The organism is Streptomyces sp. NPDC088354 (assembly GCF_044753585.1).
In the GTDB taxonomy this organism is placed as follows: Bacteria; Actinomycetota; Actinomycetes; order Streptomycetales; family Streptomycetaceae; genus Actinacidiphila.
In genome coordinates, this window is the sequence record NZ_JBIVNJ010000010.1 from 152,739 (window position 1) to 167,608 (window position 14,870).

Here is a 14,870-nt window from a genome sequence, read left to right on the forward strand (position 1 = left end):
GGCGGTGCCCCGCCGGGCAGAAGGGCCGGGACCCGGGCCGGGCGGCGGCACACGGCGGGCGGCGGCGGTCAGCGCGCGGTGCGGCGCCGGGCGAGCAGCCGGTGGTAGGCCTCCAGTCCGTCGGGGACCCACGCGCGGCGCGGGAGCTCGTCCTCCAGCTCCCGCTCGGTGAGGAAGGCGTGCCAGGCCACCTCCTCCACCTGCGGCGCGACCGGCAGGTCGCAGCGCACCTCGTACACCCGGGACCACCAGGTGTGGCCGGCGGCCGCACCGGTCCCCTCGTACAGGAAGCCGAACAGCGGGGTGGGCTGCGGCAGCCCGCTGACGCCGAGTTCCTCCTCGGCCTCGCGCAGGGCGGCGTCGTCGTACGTCTCGCCCGCGCCGACCACACCGCCGACGAACATGTCGTACAGGGAGGGGAAGACCAGCTTCCCGGCGGTCCTGCGGTGCACGAAGATCCGGCCGCCGGCGTCCCTGGCCAGGATGAACACGCACCGGTGCCGCAGTCCGCGGGCGGTCGCCTCGCCGCGGCGGGCCTGCCCGACGACCCGGTCCTGCTCGTCCACGATGTCCAGCAGCTCGTCCGCCGAGCGCGCCGCCCCGACCGTGTCGTCCATGTCGTCCGTGTCGTCCATGCCGCGCCTCCGCCGTCCGGTCGCCGGTGATCTCCGTACGGTGCCACGACCGCGGACGTCACGCACCCCTCCCCTGGGCGGCAGCCCGTGGACGCCGGGGGTTGTCCCGGCGTGGGTAGGGTGAACCGTGTGATCGACGCTGTCCGGAACACCGCACGGGTGGTCGGCCTGTGGTTCGCCCCGGAACGGATGCGGACGGAGGGCACGACCCCCGACTACCGCTTCTCGCTGGCGAACGAGCGGACGTTCCTGGCCTGGCTGCGCACGGCGCTGGCGCTGGTGGGCGGCGGCTTCGCCGTGGACCAGTTCCTGCGGGACCTGCAGCGTCCGGTCCGGGTGACGCTGGCGGTCGTTCTGGTCGTGGGCGGGGCGATGTGCGCGGTCCGGGCGGTCAACCACTGGGTGCGCTGCGAGCGGGCGATGCGGCGCGGGGAGGACCTGCCGGTCTCGCGGTTCCCGGCGCTGCTGGCGGTGGTGGTGGCCGCGATGGCGGTGACGCTGCTGCTCACCGCCGTGCTGGGGCGGGCCGGCTGATGGACGCCGGCCGGACCCCGTCGCGTGATCCCGGGCTGCAGCCGGAACGGACCCGGCTGGCGTGGCGGCGCACGACCCTCGCCTTCGCGGTGGCGGCGCTGCTGGCCGGGCGCGAGTCGTTGCTGCACGGGGTGTCGGCGGGCGCGATCTGCGAGGTGGCGGTGTGCGCGCTGGTGTGGCTGGCGTTCACGGCGGTCGCGCAGCGCAGGATCGCCGTGCTGGACGACGCCCGGCCGCCGGTGCTGAGCGTGCCGTGGGCGGCCTGGGCCGGGCTGTGCGTCCTGGTGCTGGTCCTCCTCGGGTCGGCGCTGCTGTTCCTGTGAGCCCGGGCCGCCGCGCCCGCGGGAACTTGGGCACGTCAAGCAAATGGTTCACAATGTCAAGTACCTGAGTACACTCGCAGCATGAGCGCCCGGAACGCCCCGACCGCCCCGGCTTCGCCGGCCGTCGCCCCGCCCTCCAAGATCCAGCTGCTGGAGCTGCTCGCGGCCATCGGTACCGCCCAGTGGCAGGACTTCGCGGCCGCGGCGGCGCGGCACGGGCTGACGTCCATGCAGGCCAAGGTGCTCGCCCAGTTGCACGGCCCGGTCCCGATGCGCGGTCTCGCGGAGCGGCTGGTGTGCGACGCGTCCAACATCACCGGCATCGTCGACCGTCTGGAGGCCCACGGCTTTGTGCGCCGCGAGGTGAGCCCGGCCGACCGCCGGGTGAAGAACGTGGTCGCCACCGATCTGGGCCGCGAGACGATGCGCCGCGTGCGCGACGAGATGCAGGCCACCCACGGCGCCCTCGACGTGCTCGACGCCGGGGAGCGGGAGGCGCTCTACGGCCTGCTGGAGCGGCTGCGCCCGGTCATGGAGGACCGCGCCCGCGGCTGACGCCGCAACGGCGCGACGAGCGCCCGGACGTTCCGGTCGGCGAAGCCGGGCTCGGCGCCGATGACACGGATCAGGTGCTCGCGCACGGCGCGGCCGCGGCCCGCCCGGACCAGGGCGAGCGACTCGGCCAGGGCCGCCGGCAGCCCCGGGCGGTGCCAGGGCTCGCCGGCCCAGTCGTCGAACCACCGGCGGGGCGGGAACGAGGGTTGCAGTTTGTCCTGGTGGTTGCCCAGGTAGGCCCACACCCGGGCGTCCAGTGACACGCTCACGACGTGCCCGGCCGGCAGGGCGCGGGCCCAGTCTCCCTCGGTGTGCTGCCGCCAGCGCCAGGTGTTCGGGCTGGTCCGCTCCCGGATCGTCACCCCGACGAAGCGCAGTTTGCGGCGGATCACCGGCCAGGGCTCGCGGCTCTCTGCCGCCCAGCCGGCCAGCGCGCCGTGCAGCACGTCGTACGTCGTGCCCCCGTCCACCACGTCGACCAGCGCGACCGGCCGGGTGCGGCGGGCCAGGTCGTACGGGGCGAGCCCGGCGGCCGCCAGGTGCTCCCGCAGCCGGCGGGTGTGCGCCGCGTCAAGCCCCGCGCCGGCCGCCCGCAGCGACAGCGGCAGACGCAGCAGCCGCCCGTCCCACGAGGAACCCTCGAAGGCACCGCTGAGCAGGTCGTACATGCTGTCCAGGGAACGCCCCACGAAGCACGGATCGGCCCCGCCGGAGCGGGCGAGCACCTTGCCCGCGCAGGTCGTCAGCTCGGGCAGGAACCAGAGCCGGGGCGGCTCGCCCCCTTCGGCGAGCGCGCCGAGGCGGTCGGGGCGACGCCCGCCGCCGGCCCGCGACAGCGTCCAGCGGTAGGGCTGCGGCGGGGCGGGGCGCGCGCCGGGCGGGGAGGTCATGGCCACCAGTCGACCATTCCGGGGCCCGGCCGGTCATCCGGTTTCCAGTCGTCCGTCACCAGGGATTCCGCTGCCGGCGCGTTCGACCCTAGATTCGCCCCTGACACGTCAATTCCCCTGAGGGGAGGGCCTTGTGACGACCCGTTACCGGTTCCGCGACAGACGGCGGCGGTGCGAGGCATGTTCCTGATCACCGGGATCCCGGCTTCGGGCAAGTCCACCGTGGCGCAGGCACTGGCCGAGCGGCTGCCGAGGTCGGCGCACATCCGCGGGAACGTCTTCCGCCGGATGATCGTGGGCGGCCGCGCCGAGCCCGCCCCCGGCCACCCCGGCCACCCCGGCGACGAACACGACGACGGCCCGGACGAGGAGGCGCTGCGGCAGATGCGGCTGCGGTACGCGCTGGCCGCGGCGAGCGCCGACGCGTACGCCGCCGCCGGCTTCACGCCCGTGCTGCAGGACGTGATCCTCGGCGACGAACTGCCGCGCACCATCGCGCTGCTGCGCACCAGGCCGCTGCACGTCGTCGTCCTCGTCCCGCCGCCCCGGGCGGTCGCCGCGCGGGAGGCAGCCCGCGCCAAGCGGGCCTACGACGCCGTCGTCACACCCGCCCGGCTCGACCGCGCGCTGCGCTCGGGCACCCCCCGGATCGGACTGTGGCTGGACACCGGCGAGCAGACCCCGCAGGAGACCGTCGACACGATCCTGCGCCACGCCGGGCCCACGGGCTGAGCCGACTCGGTCCCGGCGGCCGGGCGGTGTCAGGGCGCCAGGATGTCCAGTTCGCGCATGGCGCCCACGCAGATCTCCCGCATGAGCCGCTCGGCGGTCTCGCCGTCCCGGGAGCGGACGGCCTCGGCGACCCGGACGTGGAGGGTGACCGCCTCCGGGTCGGGGGCGCTGAACATCAGGTGGTGCTCGGTGCGGCCGGTCAGGACCTCGGCGACCACGTCGCCGAGCCGGGCGAACATCTCGTTGCCCGACGCCTGGAGCATCACGCGGTGGAACGCGACGTCGTGGACCAGGTAGGCGTCCAGGTCCGCCGCCCGTCCGGCCGCAGCCATCTCGGCCGCGAGCACGGTCAGTTCGCGGCACTGGGCCGGCGTGGCCGCCGCCGCCGCGAGGGCGGCGGCGACCGGCTCGACGGCGGTGCGCAGCATCGTCAGCGAGCGCAGCTGGCGGGGCCGGTCGGCGCCGGCCAGGCGCCAGCGGATGACGGCGGGGTCGAAGACGTTCCACTCCTCGGTGCGGCGCACCGTGATGCCGACCCGGCGCCGGGACTCGACCAGGTGCATGGCCTCCAGCACGCGGACGGCCTCGCGGACGACGGTGCGGGAGACGCCGAAGTCGCGCTCGATCTCGTCGATGCGCAGCACCGTGCCGGGCGGGTGGACGCCGGAGGCGATGGCGGGGCCGAGTTCCGCCAGGACCCGGGCGTGCAGGCCGCCGTTCTCTCCCTGCCGATCCATGGCGACAGCCTATGCGGGATTGATTCGTATGACGATTTGATTTCGACCCCTTGAATAAGTAGTACCTATGCCGTTTCCTGAGGGCCGTCACCCGGACGAGGAGGTACCAGCGATGACGGACAACGGCCCGGACGGCCCGCGGCTGCCCCTGGTGGTGGTCATGGGGGTCTCCGGATCGGGCAAGTCCACCGTCGGCGGACTGCTCGCCGGGCGGCTCGGCGTCCCGTACGCCGAGGCCGACGACTTCCACCCGCCCGCCAACATCGCCAAGATGTCGGCCGGGCACCCGCTGAACGACGAGGACCGCGCCCCCTGGCTGGACGCGATCGCGGCCTGGATCACCGAACGCGGCGAGCGCGGCGGCGTGGTCAGCTGCTCCGCACTGCGCCGCCGCTACCGCGACCGGCTCCGCAGGGACACGCCCGGCCTGTTCTTCCTCCACCTCGACGGCCCCGAGGAGCTGATCGCCGGCCGTCTCGCGGCGCGGATGCAGCACTTCATGCCGGCCGGGCTGCTGCACTCGCAGTTCGAGGCGCTGGAACCGCTCGACCCGGACGAGGCCGGAGCGGTCGTCACGATCGACGGCGGGCCGCAGCAGATCACCGAGCGCGCCTTGGCGGCTCTCCCCCACTGAGCCCCCCGGAGCGCGCCCCGCACCCTCCGACACCCTCCCCCCACTGACAACGGAGTACCCACGTGTCTGCACTCAGCGCCGAGTTGCTGGCCGCGACGCCGGCGGCGACGGAGCCGATCACCAGCGCCGGCGACACCCGGCTCGCCGTCGCCGCGCTCGTCGGCATAGCGGTGATCGTCCTGCTGATCACCCGCTGGAAGATGCACGCCTTCCTCGCCCTGACCATCGGCACCGGTGTGCTCGGCGCCGTCGCCGGAGCGCCGCTGGCCAAGACGATCACCAGCTTCACCACCGGGCTCGGCACCACCGTCGCGGGCGTCGGCGTGCTCATCGCGCTCGGCGCGATCCTCGGCAAGCTGCTCGCCGACTCCGGCGGCGCGGACCAGATCGTCGACACGATCCTGGCGAGGACCAGCGAGCGCCGGCTGCCCTGGGCGATGGCCCTGATCGCCGGACTGATCGGCCTGCCACTGTTCTTCGAGGTCGGCATCGTGCTGCTGATCCCGGTCGTACTGCTGGTGGCCCGCCGCGGCAACCACTCCCTGATGCGGATCGGCATCCCGGCGCTGGCCGGCCTGTCGGTCATGCACGGTCTCGTCCCGCCGCACCCCGGCCCGCTCGCCGCGATCGACGCCATCCACGCCGACCTCGGCACCACCCTCGCGCTCGGCGTCCTCGTCGCCCTGCCGACCGTCGCGATAGCCGGACCGCTCTTCGGCCGTTTCGTGGACCGCTGGGTGCAGGTCACCCCGCCCGAGCACCTCACCCCCACCCGCGCCTCGGACGAGCTGGAGAAGCGGCCCGGCTTCGCCCCCACCGTGGCCACCATGCTGCTGCCGGTCGTGCTCATGCTCGGCAAGGCACTGGTGGACGTCCTGGTCGACGACCAGGGCAGCCTGGTCTTCCGCATCTTCGACGTCATCGGCTCGCCGCTGATCGCCCTGCTGGCGGCCGTCGTGCTCGGCATGTTCACCCTCGGCCGGGCGGCCGGCTTCACCAAGGAGCGGATCTCCACCACCGTCGAGAAGTCCCTCGGCCCGATCGCGGGCATCCTGCTGATCGTCGGCGCGGGCGGCGGCTTCAAGCAGACCCTCGTCGACGCCGGCATCGGCGACATGATCCTCGCCTGGTCCGACGGCTGGCACATCTCGCCGCTGCTGCTGGCCTGGCTGATCGCCGTCCTGATCCGGGTGGCCACCGGCTCCGCGACCGTGGCGACGATCTCCGCCGCGGGCCTGGTCGCGCCGCTCGCCGAGGGCATGACCTCCACCCACGCCGCGCTGCTGGTACTGGCCGTGGGCGCCGGGTCGCTGTTCTTCTCGCACGTCAACGACGCCGGGTTCTGGCTGGTCAAGGAGTACTTCGGGATGAGCGTCCCGAAGACCCTCAAGTCCTGGTCGGCGATGGAGACCCTCATCTCGGTGGTCGCGATCGTCTTCGTCCTGCTGCTCTCGCTGATCCTGTAGCCGGTCCGTCGAGGGCGGACCCCACCCCGCCTGGCCTGCGCCCTTCCCTGTTAGGTTCTTCGGGGTCCACCAGGGAAGGGCGCAGCCATGCCGTCACCGTCGTACACCGAAGCTCCGTACACCTCCCGGCTCGCGCCGGGCGTCCACGCCTACGTCCAGCCGGACGGCGGCTGGTGCCTCAACAACGCCGGGTTCGTCAGCGACGGCCGCACGACCCTGCTGGTGGACACCGCCGCCACCGAGCGGCGCGCCCTGCTGCTGCGCGACGCGCTGACCGCCGCCGGGGTGCCGCAGCCCTCGTACGTGGTCAACACGCACCACCACGGCGACCACACCAACGGCAACAGCGTCTTCGCCTCCGGCGCCCGGATCGTCGGCCACACGGCGTGCGTCAAGGAGCAGCTGGCCGCGGGGCACCAGCTGCACGCCATCTGGCCGGACGTGGACTACGGCGAGGTGCCCGTCGTCCCCGCCACGGTCACCTACGAGGAGCAGCTGACCCTGCACGTCGGCGACGAGGAGGTGCGGCTGCTGCACCCCGGGGTCGCCCACACGCTCGGCGACACCGTGGTGTGGCTGCCCGGGTCACGGGTGGTCTTCACCGGCGACCTGGTGTTCAACGGCGGCGCGCCCTTCGTCCTGATGGGCTCCGTGGCGGGCTCGCTGGACGCGCTGGAGATGCTGCGCTCGCTGGACGCCGAGGTGGTCGTGCCGGGCCACGGGCAGGTCTGCGACCCGTCGGCGTACGACACGACGGAGCGCTACCTGCGCTTCGTGACCGAGCTCGCGGCGGACGGCCACAAGGCCGGGCGGGAACCGCTGGAGGTCGCCAGGACCGCCGACGCCGGGGAGTTCGCGGCACTGCGCGAGCCGGAGCGGCTGGTCGCCAATCTGCACCGCGCGTACGCGGAGCTGGACGGGCTGCCGCCCGGCTCGCCGCTGGACCTGGCGCGGATCATCACCGACATGGCGGTGCTGAACGGCGGCCGGGTCCCGGAGTGCCTGGCCTGAGGCCCGCCTTCACCAGCGCGGCACCGCGGGGGTGACCCAGCCGGGCTCGGCGCGGCGCATGGCCTTGGCGTCGTCACGGTCGCGCAGGCCGCCGTCGTCGTCGAGCCAGCGGCGGTGCAGGGTCTCCAGGGCCGTACGGTCCAGCTCCACGCCGAGGCCGGGGGCGTCGGACACGGCCAGCCGGCCGCCGCGGAACTCGTGGCGGCGGGTGATGACGTCCTCGGTCTGCCACGGGTAGTGCGAGTCGCAGGCGTGGTGCAGGTTCGGCACCGTGGCGGCGACGTGGGTCATCGCGGCGAGGCTGATGCCGAGGTGGGTGTTGGAGTGCATGGACACCCCCACCCCGAAGGTGCGGCAGAGCGCGGCGAGTTCACGGGTGTTGCGGAGCCCGCCCCAGTAGTGGTGGTCGGAGAGCACGACCTGGACGGCCTCCTGGGCGAACGCCTCGGGGATCTCCTCGAACGTGGTGACGCACATGTTGGTGGCCAGCGGCAGGTCGGTGCGCGCCGCGACCTCGGCCATGCGGGCGGTGGAGGAGGTGGGGTCCTCCAGGTACTCCAGGACGTCGCCGAGCTCGTCCGCGACGCGCAGCGAGGTCTCCACGGACCAGGCGCCGTTGGGGTCCAGGCGCAGCGGCATGCCGGGGAAGGCCGCGGCCAGCGCCCGCACCGCGGCGATCTCCTCCTCGGGCGGGAAGACGCCGCCCTTGAGCTTGAACGAGGCGAAGCCGTACTCGCGGACGAAGCGCCGGGCCTGCGCCACGACACCCTCCGGGTCGAGCGCCGCGCCCCAGTCGTCCTTGAGGCCCTGCCCGTCCGGGTGCTCCGCCCAGCGGTAGAAGAGGTAGGCGCTGTAGTCGACGGTGTCGCGCACCTTGCCGCCGAGCAGCGCGTGCACCGGGAGCCCGAGCGCCTTGCCGAGCGCGTCGAGGCACGCCACCTCGAAGCCGGAGACGACCGACAGCAGCACCTTGTCGGCGGTCTGGACGCCGCGCAGCCCGCCGGCGTCCACGGCGTCCGAGGTCTCCTGGGGCGGTGCGCACACCAGGTTGGCGAGCGGCACCAGGTTGTTCAGGTCGCTGACCTCGCAACCGGGCAGCGCGTCGGCGAGCTGCCGGGCCGGCTCCAGGTAGCGGGCGTCGCCGTAGGTCTCGCCGACGCCGGTGATCCCGGTCTCGGTGGTCACCTCGATGATCAACCGGGGCGTGAACGGCTGGTGAACACCTTGGGTGTTGAGGAGCGGCGGGTCGGAGATCAGGACGGGGGTGAGTCGTACGTCCGTGATCGTCAGGTCCCTGCGGTGTGTCATCAACGCCCACCCTCGTTGTTCACATACATGATTGAGATGCGTCTATCAGAATCGGACCCTAGGTCCCCTCCCCAAACTCGTCAAGAACGCACAGGTCCGGACACGGATCGCACCCCGGCGACGCCGACCGGGCGGCAGCCACGCCGGCACGGGCGGCGGCGACACCGCCCGCCGCGGCGCGGGGCGTTGCCCATGCCGCCGGCCCGGCCGCGGCGTCCCAGAGGGCGAAGCGCACGGCGCCGGGTGCGGACGCCGCCGTTGGCCCGAGCCCCGCACACCGGCGGCGTGCCGGACGGGGGTGGCCTCCGGGAAGCGGCTCGCGACGCGCGGGCCACCGGGCACGTCGGCGACCGCGTCCAGACCTGGGCCGGGTCCCGGGCGAGGTCCGGGGCGAGGTCGGGGCCGGGTCCCCCTCGGCGCGCCGCGCGGGGCGACTCCCCCGCGCCGATGCGGCGCGGCACGCGGTGCGGGTCGGCCGCGTGGGCGTCGGCGAACGCGCGGGGAAAGGCGTCCCGGTCGACGGCGCAGCCGAAAGCGCCGCCGCGGCCGGGCCGCAGAGGCAGTCGGGCGCGGTGGGCGGGATCATGGCCGCACGTCCCGCGGCGCCGCCGGGCGCGGGCACCTCGGTGCGCGCGGCCGCCGGTTCACGCGGTGGACTGGACGACATACCGACTGGTCGGCATGATGTCGGGGACAGGTTCGGCAGTGGCGAGGAGCATGATGAGCGGTACGGAGAACCCACCGGGGCTCGACCTGGACCGGCTGCGGCGGTACCTGGACGCGCAGCGGCCCGGCCTGCTGCACGGCGCGCTCGACGGCGAGCTGATCGAGGGCGGGCGGTCCAACCTGACCTACGCCGTGACCGACGGCATCGCGCGCTGGGTGGTCCGGCGGCCGCCGCTGGGACACGTCCTGGCGACCGCGCACGACATGGGCCGCGAGCACCGGGTGATCAGCGCCCTGCGCGACACCTCCGTGCCCGTCCCCGGCGCCGTGCTCCTGTGCGAGGACCCCGAGGTCCTGGGCGCGCCCTTCTATGTCATGGACTTCGTGGAGGGCACGCCCTACCGGACCGAGAAGCAGCTCACCGAACTCGGCCCCGCGCGCACCCGCGCCATCGTCCTCGACCTGGTGGACACGCTGGTCGCGCTGCACGCCGTCGACCCCGTCACGGCCGGGCTCGCCGGCTTCGGCCGCCCCGACGGGTTCCTGGAGCGCCAGCTGCGCCGCTGGGGCAAGCAGCTCGACGCCTCGCGCAGCCGCGACCTGCCGGGCATCGACGAGCTCGCGGCCGCCCTGGGCACGCGGCTGCCCGCCTCCGGCCCCGCGGCGGTCGTGCACGGCGACTACCGGCTCGACAACGTGCTGGTCGGCTCCGACGACACCATCAGGGCCGTCCTGGACTGGGAGATGTCCACGCTCGGCGACCCGCTGACCGACCTCGGCCTGCTGCTCATGTACGGCGAGCTGCGCCCGACCCCCGGCACGCCGGTGTCCGTCACCGGCGGCGCCCCGGGTCACCCCTCGGCCGCCGAGCTGGTCGAGCGCTACGCCGCCGGATCGGGACGCGACGTGTCGGCGGTGGCCTGGTACACGGCCTTCGCGTACTTCAAGCTCGCGGTCATCCTCGAGGGCATCCACTACCGCTTCACCCTCGGCCAGACCGTCGGCGCCGGCTTCGACCGGATCGGTGCCGTCGTCCCGGCCTTCATCGACAACGGCCTGCGCACACTTGAGGAAGGCTGACCATGGACTTCGCGTACGACGCCAGGACCGAGGAACTGCGCGGGCGGCTGCTCGCCTTCATGGACGAGCACGTGTACCCCGCCGAGCCGGTCTTCCACCGGCAGCGCGAGGCGGCCGAGGGCGACGCGGTCTGGTCGGCGCCGCCGGTCGTGGAGGAACTGAAGGCGACGGCGCGGGAGCTGGGCCTGTGGAACCTCTTCCTGCCCGGTGAGCGCGGCGCGGGCCTGACCAACCTCCAGTACGCGCCCCTGGCCGAGATCACCGGCCGCAGCCCGCACCTCGCCCCGCCCGCCCTCAACTGCGCCGCCCCGGACACCGGGAACATGGAGGTGCTGAACGAGTTCGGCACCGACGAGCAGCGCAAGACCTGGCTGGAGCCGCTGCTCGCCGGGGAGATCCGCTCGGCCTTCGCGATGACCGAGCCGGACGTGGCCTCCTCGGACGCGACGAACATCGAGACCCGGATCGTGCGCGACGGCGGCGACTACGTCGTCAACGGCCGCAAGTGGTACATCTCCGGCGCGATGAACCCGAAGTGCGCGATCTTCATCGTCATGGGCAAGACCGATCCCACCGCGGACCGGCACCGCCAGCAGAGCATGATCCTCGTGCCGCGCGACACGCCCGGCCTCGAAGTCCGGCGCGGCATGCGGGTGTTCGGCTACGACGACGGGGACCACGGCGGCCACGCCGAGGTGGCCTTCCACGACGTTCGGGTGCCGGCGGAGAACCTGGTCGGCGAGGAGGGCGGCGGCTTCGCCATCGCCCAGGCCCGGCTGGGCCCCGGCCGCATCCACCACTGCATGCGGCTGATCGGCATGGCCGAGCGCGCGGTGGAGCTGATGTGCCGGCGTGCCACCGGGCGGGTCGCGTTCGGCAAGCCCCTGGCCGCGCAGGGCGTCGTCCAGGAGTGGATCGCCGAGGCCCGCGTGGAGATCGAGCAACTGCGGCTGCTGGTGCTGAAGACCGCGTGGCTGATGGACACGGTCGGCAACCGCGGGGCGCACACCGAGATCCAGTCCATCAAGATCGCCACTCCGGCGAAGGTAGGCCTGATCCTCGACCGCGCCATCCAGGTGCACGGCGCGGGCGGCGTCAGCCAGGACTTCCCGCTCGCCGAGCTGTACGCGGCGGCCCGCACGCTGCGTCTGGCCGACGGGCCGGACGAGGTCCACAAGCGGTCGCTCGCCCGACGTGAACTGAAGCGGTACGCCCCCCGGGAGGGCTGAGCGTCACACGCTTGCGAAGGCGCCCCCGGGTCCCCCGCCCGGGGGCGCCTTCGTGTGCGGGAGCGGTGCGCGGCCGGCCCGGTCAGGCGGCCCGGCTGCCCACGCCCAGCGCCTGCGCGTCCTTCCCGCCCCGCGTCTCGCCGTCCGCGACGAGGTGGACCGCCCCGGGGCCGGTGCCGGCGCGGCGGGTGGCCCGCAGCAGACGGGTCGCCGAGACCGCCGCGGCGGCCACGAGCAGCAGGTTGCGGGCGGTCAGCACGCCCACGGCCAGGACGGACCCGTCGAGCAGGTCGCGGAAGAGCAGCGGGAAGTCCAGGGTCGTCAGCACGGTCGCGGCGACCAGGAGGGCGGCGACCGGCCGCTGCGAGGTGCCGCGGTGCAGCAGGCAGACGGAGGCCAGGCCGATCAGCCAGATCAGGTACTGCGGGCTCAGGACGCGGCTGGTGACGACGAAGAGCAGCACCGCCGTCAGTGCCGCGTCCGGCAGCACCCAGGGCCCCCTGCGGTCGGCCCGCCGCCACCACCACAGCAGCCAGCAGAAGGCCAGGACCGTGCAGGCCTCGCTGGCCCAGACCGCCTCGCGGATCCAGGGGCCGACGAACTCCATGGAGCCGTCGCGCGGCATCCACCGCCCCGACCAGCCGAAGTGCCGGGCGACGTGGAACGGCAGCGCCGCCGTCGCCTCGACCTCGATGCCGCGTTCGCGCTGCGCGGCCAGGAAGTCGAAGGCCCCGGGCATGGCGACGGCGAAGCCGAGGGCGACGGCCGCCGCGGTCGCCGCCGCCGTGAGGACCGCGGTACGGGCCCGCGGGCCGGCCCGCAGTCCGCCGAGCAGGAGCAGCGGCCAGGCCTTGACCATGGCGCCGAGCCCGACGAGCATCCCGAAGGCGAGGTCGGCCCAGCGGCGCCGGGTGCCCGCCGCGATGAGGGCGCCCATGGCCGTGGCGGTCACGAAGACGTCGAAGCGGCTCCAGGGCAGCGTGATCAGCAGCGGCAGGCCGCCGATCCACATCCACGCGGCCGCCGTGCCGGGCCCCTTGCGGAGCAGGACGGCGGTCACGACGGCGTCGCACAGCGCGCAGCAGACGATGAACGCGTGGCCGTAGTCCAGCAGCGGCACCAGGCCCGGGGCGAGCAGCGGGAGCGCGGCACCGGGCGGGTACTGCCAGGTGACGTCGGCGACGGGGAAGACACCGGTGCGCAGCACCGCGTACCAGCCCGTGTACACCTCCGAGACCGACGGGTCGAGGTCTCCGAGACCGCTGAACGGGCCGAGGCGCAGCGACGCCCCCACGAGCAGCAGCCGGGTCACCGCCCAGGCCGTCCACTGCCCGCGTGCGTCAAGGCACCACCGCATCGTTCGTTTCTCCCCCTGTTCGGCGGTCCGGCCTTTGGAGAAGAGACGATCCAGGCGGCGCACAGGTTGCTCGCGGGTGATCAGCTGTTGACGACCACCAGTCGTCCCGTCGTCCTGCCGTCCGCGACGCGCTGCACGGCGTCGGCGGCGCCGGTGAGCGGGACCCGCTCGCTCACCAGGGGTTTGATCGCGCCCTCCGCGGCCAGCCGGGTCAGCTCGTCGTGGCAGCGCCGGACCGCGGCCGGGTCGTGGGCGTTGTAAAGGCCCCAATGGAGGCCGAGGACGGCGTAGTTCTTCACGAGGGCGTGATTGAGCCCGGGACTGGGGATGGTGCCGCTGGTGAAACCGACGACGACGATACGGCCCTCGAAGGCGATGCACTTGGTGGACCGGGTGTAGGCGTCGCCGCCGACCGGGTCGTAGACCACGTCGGCGCCGCGCCCGCCGGTGGCCTCCTTGACGACGGAAACGAAGTCCTCGCTGTGCCGGTCGACGACGACGTCGGCACCGAGCTCCCGGGCGGCCTTGGCCTTCTCCGGGCCGCCGACGACGCCGATGACCGTGGCGCCCGCCGCCTTGCCGAGCTGGACCGCGGCGCTGCCCACACCGCCCGCCGCGGCGTGCACGAGCAGGGTCTCGCCCGCTCGCAGGCCGGCGCGCCGGTGCAGGCCGAACCAGCCGGTCTGGTAGCCGATGTGGAGAGCGGCGGCCTCCGCGTCGTCCAGCGCCTGCGGCGCGGGCAGCACACCGGCGGCCGGGACGACGGCCCGCTCGGCGAAGGCGCCGCCGGGCAGCGCCGCGGGGGTGATGACGCGGTCGCCGGCGCGGTGTCCCTCGACGCCCTCGCCGACGGCGGTGATCTCGCCGCAGAACTCGACACCGGGGGTGAACGGCAGCGGTGGCCGGACCTGGTAGTGGCCGCGGCACAGCAGCGCGTCGGGGAAGTTGACCGCGGCCGCGCGCACCGTGAGCAGCAGCTCGCCGGGGCCGGGCTGCGGGTCGGGGAGGTCCTCGAGGCGCATCGCCTCGCGCGGCTCCCCGTTCTCGTGCACTCGCCATGCCTTCATGCGGTCCGCTCCCGGCTCCTGTTCAGGGCTGCCGCACGGAGTGCAGCAGCATGTCGGCGAAATCGGCGGCGACCTGGCCGGCGGACAGCGGTCCGTCCTCGCGGTACCAGGTGCCGAGGTGGTGCACCGCGCCGAAGAAGAAGTCCACGACGAGGTCGGGCCGGGCCTCCGCCCGGAACACCCCCTCGCGCTGTCCCTCCTCCACCAGCGCGCGGAACTTCTCGTGGTAGCGGCGGCGGTCGGCCCGCACCGCCTTCTGCTTCTCCGGGCTCAGCTGGTGGATGGACCGGAAGAAGATCTTGGTGTCGTCGAGGTTCTGGATGCTGGTGACGACGACGTCCGCGGCGGCCTCGACCAGGCGCCGCTGCACGGGCTCGTCCTTGTCCGCGATCGACTCCAGGCGCTCCATCTGCAGCCGCAGCACCCGGCCGTAGATCTCGTGCAGGAGGTCGTCCTTGCTGCCGAAGTAGTGGTACAGCGCGCCCTTGGTCACTCCGGCGGCCTCGACGATCTCCTGCACCGAGGTCCGGTCGTACCCGCGCTCGGCGAACAGCCGGGTGGCCTCGGCGAGCAGCCGCTGCGGGACAGCGGTGGCGGCCGCCTTCGGTGGTGTCGTACTCCGTGCCATGGCCTGCCCTCTCTCCGT

Annotated in this window: 16 protein-coding genes; 9 read left to right on the top strand and 7 right to left on the bottom strand. The window is 73.9% G+C overall.

Features of this window, described 5'->3' with window-relative positions:
* Positions 1-68 precede the first annotated feature (68 nt).
* Positions 69-635 (bottom strand): NUDIX hydrolase, encoded by a 567-nt coding sequence (locus ACIP98_RS17775; protein WP_401976739.1) that lies wholly within the window; start codon positions 633-635, stop codon positions 69-71.
* Between the two features lie 189 nt (positions 636-824).
* Here ACIP98_RS17775 and ACIP98_RS17780 point away from each other — a divergent pair, with 189 nt between their 5' ends.
* The 3 genes from ACIP98_RS17780 to ACIP98_RS17790 all read left to right on the top strand — a co-directional run bounded on the left by ACIP98_RS17780 (position 825) and on the right by ACIP98_RS17790 (position 2,047).
* Entirely contained in the window at positions 825-1,169 is a 345-nt protein-coding gene (locus ACIP98_RS17780; RefSeq protein ID WP_319662053.1) for a DUF202 domain-containing protein, read from the top strand.
* Entirely contained in the window at positions 1,169-1,492 is a 324-nt protein-coding gene (locus ACIP98_RS17785; RefSeq protein WP_319661943.1) for a DUF202 domain-containing protein, read from the top strand. The genes ACIP98_RS17780 and ACIP98_RS17785 overlap by 1 nt, the downstream gene beginning before the upstream one ends.
* A gap of 81 nt (positions 1,493-1,573) precedes the next feature.
* Positions 1,574-2,047 (top strand): MarR family transcriptional regulator, encoded by a 474-nt coding sequence (locus ACIP98_RS17790; RefSeq protein ID WP_319661942.1) that lies wholly within the window; start codon positions 1,574-1,576, stop codon positions 2,045-2,047.
* Here ACIP98_RS17790 and ACIP98_RS17795 read toward each other — a convergent pair.
* A complete protein-coding gene (locus ACIP98_RS17795) occupies positions 1,993-2,937 on the bottom strand; it encodes a hypothetical protein (protein WP_319661941.1) in 945 nt (314 codons plus the stop codon). The genes ACIP98_RS17790 and ACIP98_RS17795 overlap by 55 nt on opposite strands.
* Positions 2,938-3,117: 180 nt before the next feature.
* On the opposite strand from ACIP98_RS17795, the gene ACIP98_RS17800 reads away from it, so the two are divergent.
* On the top strand, positions 3,118-3,669 hold the full coding sequence (locus ACIP98_RS17800) for an AAA family ATPase (protein ID WP_319661940.1): 552 nt from the start codon (positions 3,118-3,120) through the stop codon (positions 3,667-3,669).
* Positions 3,670-3,698: 29 nt separating this feature from the next.
* Here ACIP98_RS17800 and ACIP98_RS17805 read toward each other — a convergent pair whose 3' ends face one another.
* Positions 3,699-4,406, bottom strand: a complete 708-nt coding sequence (locus ACIP98_RS17805) for a FadR/GntR family transcriptional regulator (protein WP_401976741.1) — start codon at positions 4,404-4,406, stop codon at positions 3,699-3,701.
* 112 nt (positions 4,407-4,518) lie between these two features.
* Between ACIP98_RS17805 and ACIP98_RS17810 the strand changes: the two genes are divergently transcribed.
* The 3 genes from ACIP98_RS17810 to ACIP98_RS17820 all read left to right on the top strand — a co-directional run bounded on the left by ACIP98_RS17810 (position 4,519) and on the right by ACIP98_RS17820 (position 7,517).
* Positions 4,519-5,040, top strand: a complete 522-nt coding sequence (locus ACIP98_RS17810; protein ID WP_319661938.1) for a gluconokinase — start codon at positions 4,519-4,521, stop codon at positions 5,038-5,040.
* A gap of 62 nt (positions 5,041-5,102) precedes the next feature.
* The gene (locus ACIP98_RS17815) at positions 5,103-6,506 is read left to right on the top strand and encodes a gluconate:H+ symporter (RefSeq protein WP_319661936.1); all 1,404 of its coding nucleotides are present in this window, start codon (positions 5,103-5,105) and stop codon (positions 6,504-6,506) included.
* An 87-nt stretch (positions 6,507-6,593) separates the two neighbouring features.
* Positions 6,594-7,517 carry an MBL fold metallo-hydrolase gene (locus ACIP98_RS17820; RefSeq protein ID WP_319661935.1) on the top strand — a complete coding sequence of 308 codons (924 nt, stop codon included), beginning with the start codon at positions 6,594-6,596 and terminating at the stop codon, positions 7,515-7,517.
* Positions 7,518-7,526: 9 nt separating this feature from the next.
* Here the strand turns inward: ACIP98_RS17820 and ACIP98_RS17825 are convergent, their stop codons facing one another.
* Positions 7,527-8,825, bottom strand: coding sequence for a glucarate dehydratase family protein (locus ACIP98_RS17825; RefSeq protein ID WP_319661934.1), 1,299 nt, complete (start codon positions 8,823-8,825; stop codon positions 7,527-7,529).
* Between the two features lie 720 nt (positions 8,826-9,545).
* On the opposite strand from ACIP98_RS17825, the gene ACIP98_RS17830 reads away from it, so the two are divergent.
* The gene (locus ACIP98_RS17830; protein ID WP_319662052.1) at positions 9,546-10,571 is read left to right on the top strand and encodes a phosphotransferase family protein; all 1,026 of its coding nucleotides are present in this window, start codon (positions 9,546-9,548) and stop codon (positions 10,569-10,571) included.
* A 2-nt stretch (positions 10,572-10,573) separates the two neighbouring features.
* Complete coding sequence (locus ACIP98_RS17835; protein WP_319661933.1) at positions 10,574-11,800, top strand: acyl-CoA dehydrogenase family protein; 1,227 nt, start codon at positions 10,574-10,576, stop codon at positions 11,798-11,800.
* Positions 11,801-11,882: 82 nt separating this feature from the next.
* Here the strand turns inward: ACIP98_RS17835 and ACIP98_RS17840 are convergent, their stop codons facing one another.
* The 3 genes from ACIP98_RS17840 to ACIP98_RS17850 all read right to left on the bottom strand — a co-directional run bounded on the left by ACIP98_RS17840 (position 11,883) and on the right by ACIP98_RS17850 (position 14,852).
* Positions 11,883-13,157, bottom strand: coding sequence for a glycosyltransferase 87 family protein (locus ACIP98_RS17840; protein ID WP_401976743.1), 1,275 nt, complete (start codon positions 13,155-13,157; stop codon positions 11,883-11,885).
* An 80-nt stretch (positions 13,158-13,237) separates the two neighbouring features.
* On the bottom strand, positions 13,238-14,224 hold the full coding sequence (locus ACIP98_RS17845) for an NADPH:quinone oxidoreductase family protein (protein WP_319661931.1): 987 nt from the start codon (positions 14,222-14,224) through the stop codon (positions 13,238-13,240).
* A 22-nt stretch (positions 14,225-14,246) separates the two neighbouring features.
* A complete protein-coding gene (locus ACIP98_RS17850; RefSeq protein ID WP_319661930.1) occupies positions 14,247-14,852 on the bottom strand; it encodes a TetR/AcrR family transcriptional regulator in 606 nt (201 codons plus the stop codon).
* Between the last annotated feature and the right edge of the window lie 18 nt (positions 14,853-14,870).

Coding starts and splice junctions, on each gene's coding strand:
- ACIP98_RS17825 (WP_319661934.1), bottom strand. CDS start 8,825: ATGACACACCGCAGGGACCTGACGATCACGGACGTACGACTCACCCCC.
- ACIP98_RS17845 (WP_319661931.1), bottom strand. CDS start 14,224: ATGAAGGCATGGCGAGTGCACGAGAACGGGGAGCCGCGCGAGGCGATG.
- ACIP98_RS17850 (WP_319661930.1), bottom strand. CDS start 14,852: ATGGCACGGAGTACGACACCACCGAAGGCGGCCGCCACCGCTGTCCCG.
- ACIP98_RS17805 (WP_401976741.1), bottom strand. CDS start 4,406: ATGGATCGGCAGGGAGAGAACGGCGGCCTGCACGCCCGGGTCCTGGCG.
- ACIP98_RS17790 (WP_319661942.1), top strand. CDS start 1,574: ATGAGCGCCCGGAACGCCCCGACCGCCCCGGCTTCGCCGGCCGTCGCC.
- ACIP98_RS17785 (WP_319661943.1), top strand. CDS start 1,169: ATGGACGCCGGCCGGACCCCGTCGCGTGATCCCGGGCTGCAGCCGGAA.
- ACIP98_RS17775 (WP_401976739.1), bottom strand. CDS start 635: ATGGACGACACGGACGACATGGACGACACGGTCGGGGCGGCGCGCTCG.
- ACIP98_RS17800 (WP_319661940.1), top strand. CDS start 3,118: ATGTTCCTGATCACCGGGATCCCGGCTTCGGGCAAGTCCACCGTGGCG.
- ACIP98_RS17780 (WP_319662053.1), top strand. CDS start 825: ATGCGGACGGAGGGCACGACCCCCGACTACCGCTTCTCGCTGGCGAAC.
- ACIP98_RS17840 (WP_401976743.1), bottom strand. CDS start 13,157: ATGCGGTGGTGCCTTGACGCACGCGGGCAGTGGACGGCCTGGGCGGTG.
- ACIP98_RS17795 (WP_319661941.1), bottom strand. CDS start 2,937: ATGACCTCCCCGCCCGGCGCGCGCCCCGCCCCGCCGCAGCCCTACCGC.
- ACIP98_RS17820 (WP_319661935.1), top strand. CDS start 6,594: ATGCCGTCACCGTCGTACACCGAAGCTCCGTACACCTCCCGGCTCGCG.
- ACIP98_RS17810 (WP_319661938.1), top strand. CDS start 4,519: ATGACGGACAACGGCCCGGACGGCCCGCGGCTGCCCCTGGTGGTGGTC.
- ACIP98_RS17835 (WP_319661933.1), top strand. CDS start 10,574: ATGGACTTCGCGTACGACGCCAGGACCGAGGAACTGCGCGGGCGGCTG.
- ACIP98_RS17830 (WP_319662052.1), top strand. CDS start 9,546: ATGAGCGGTACGGAGAACCCACCGGGGCTCGACCTGGACCGGCTGCGG.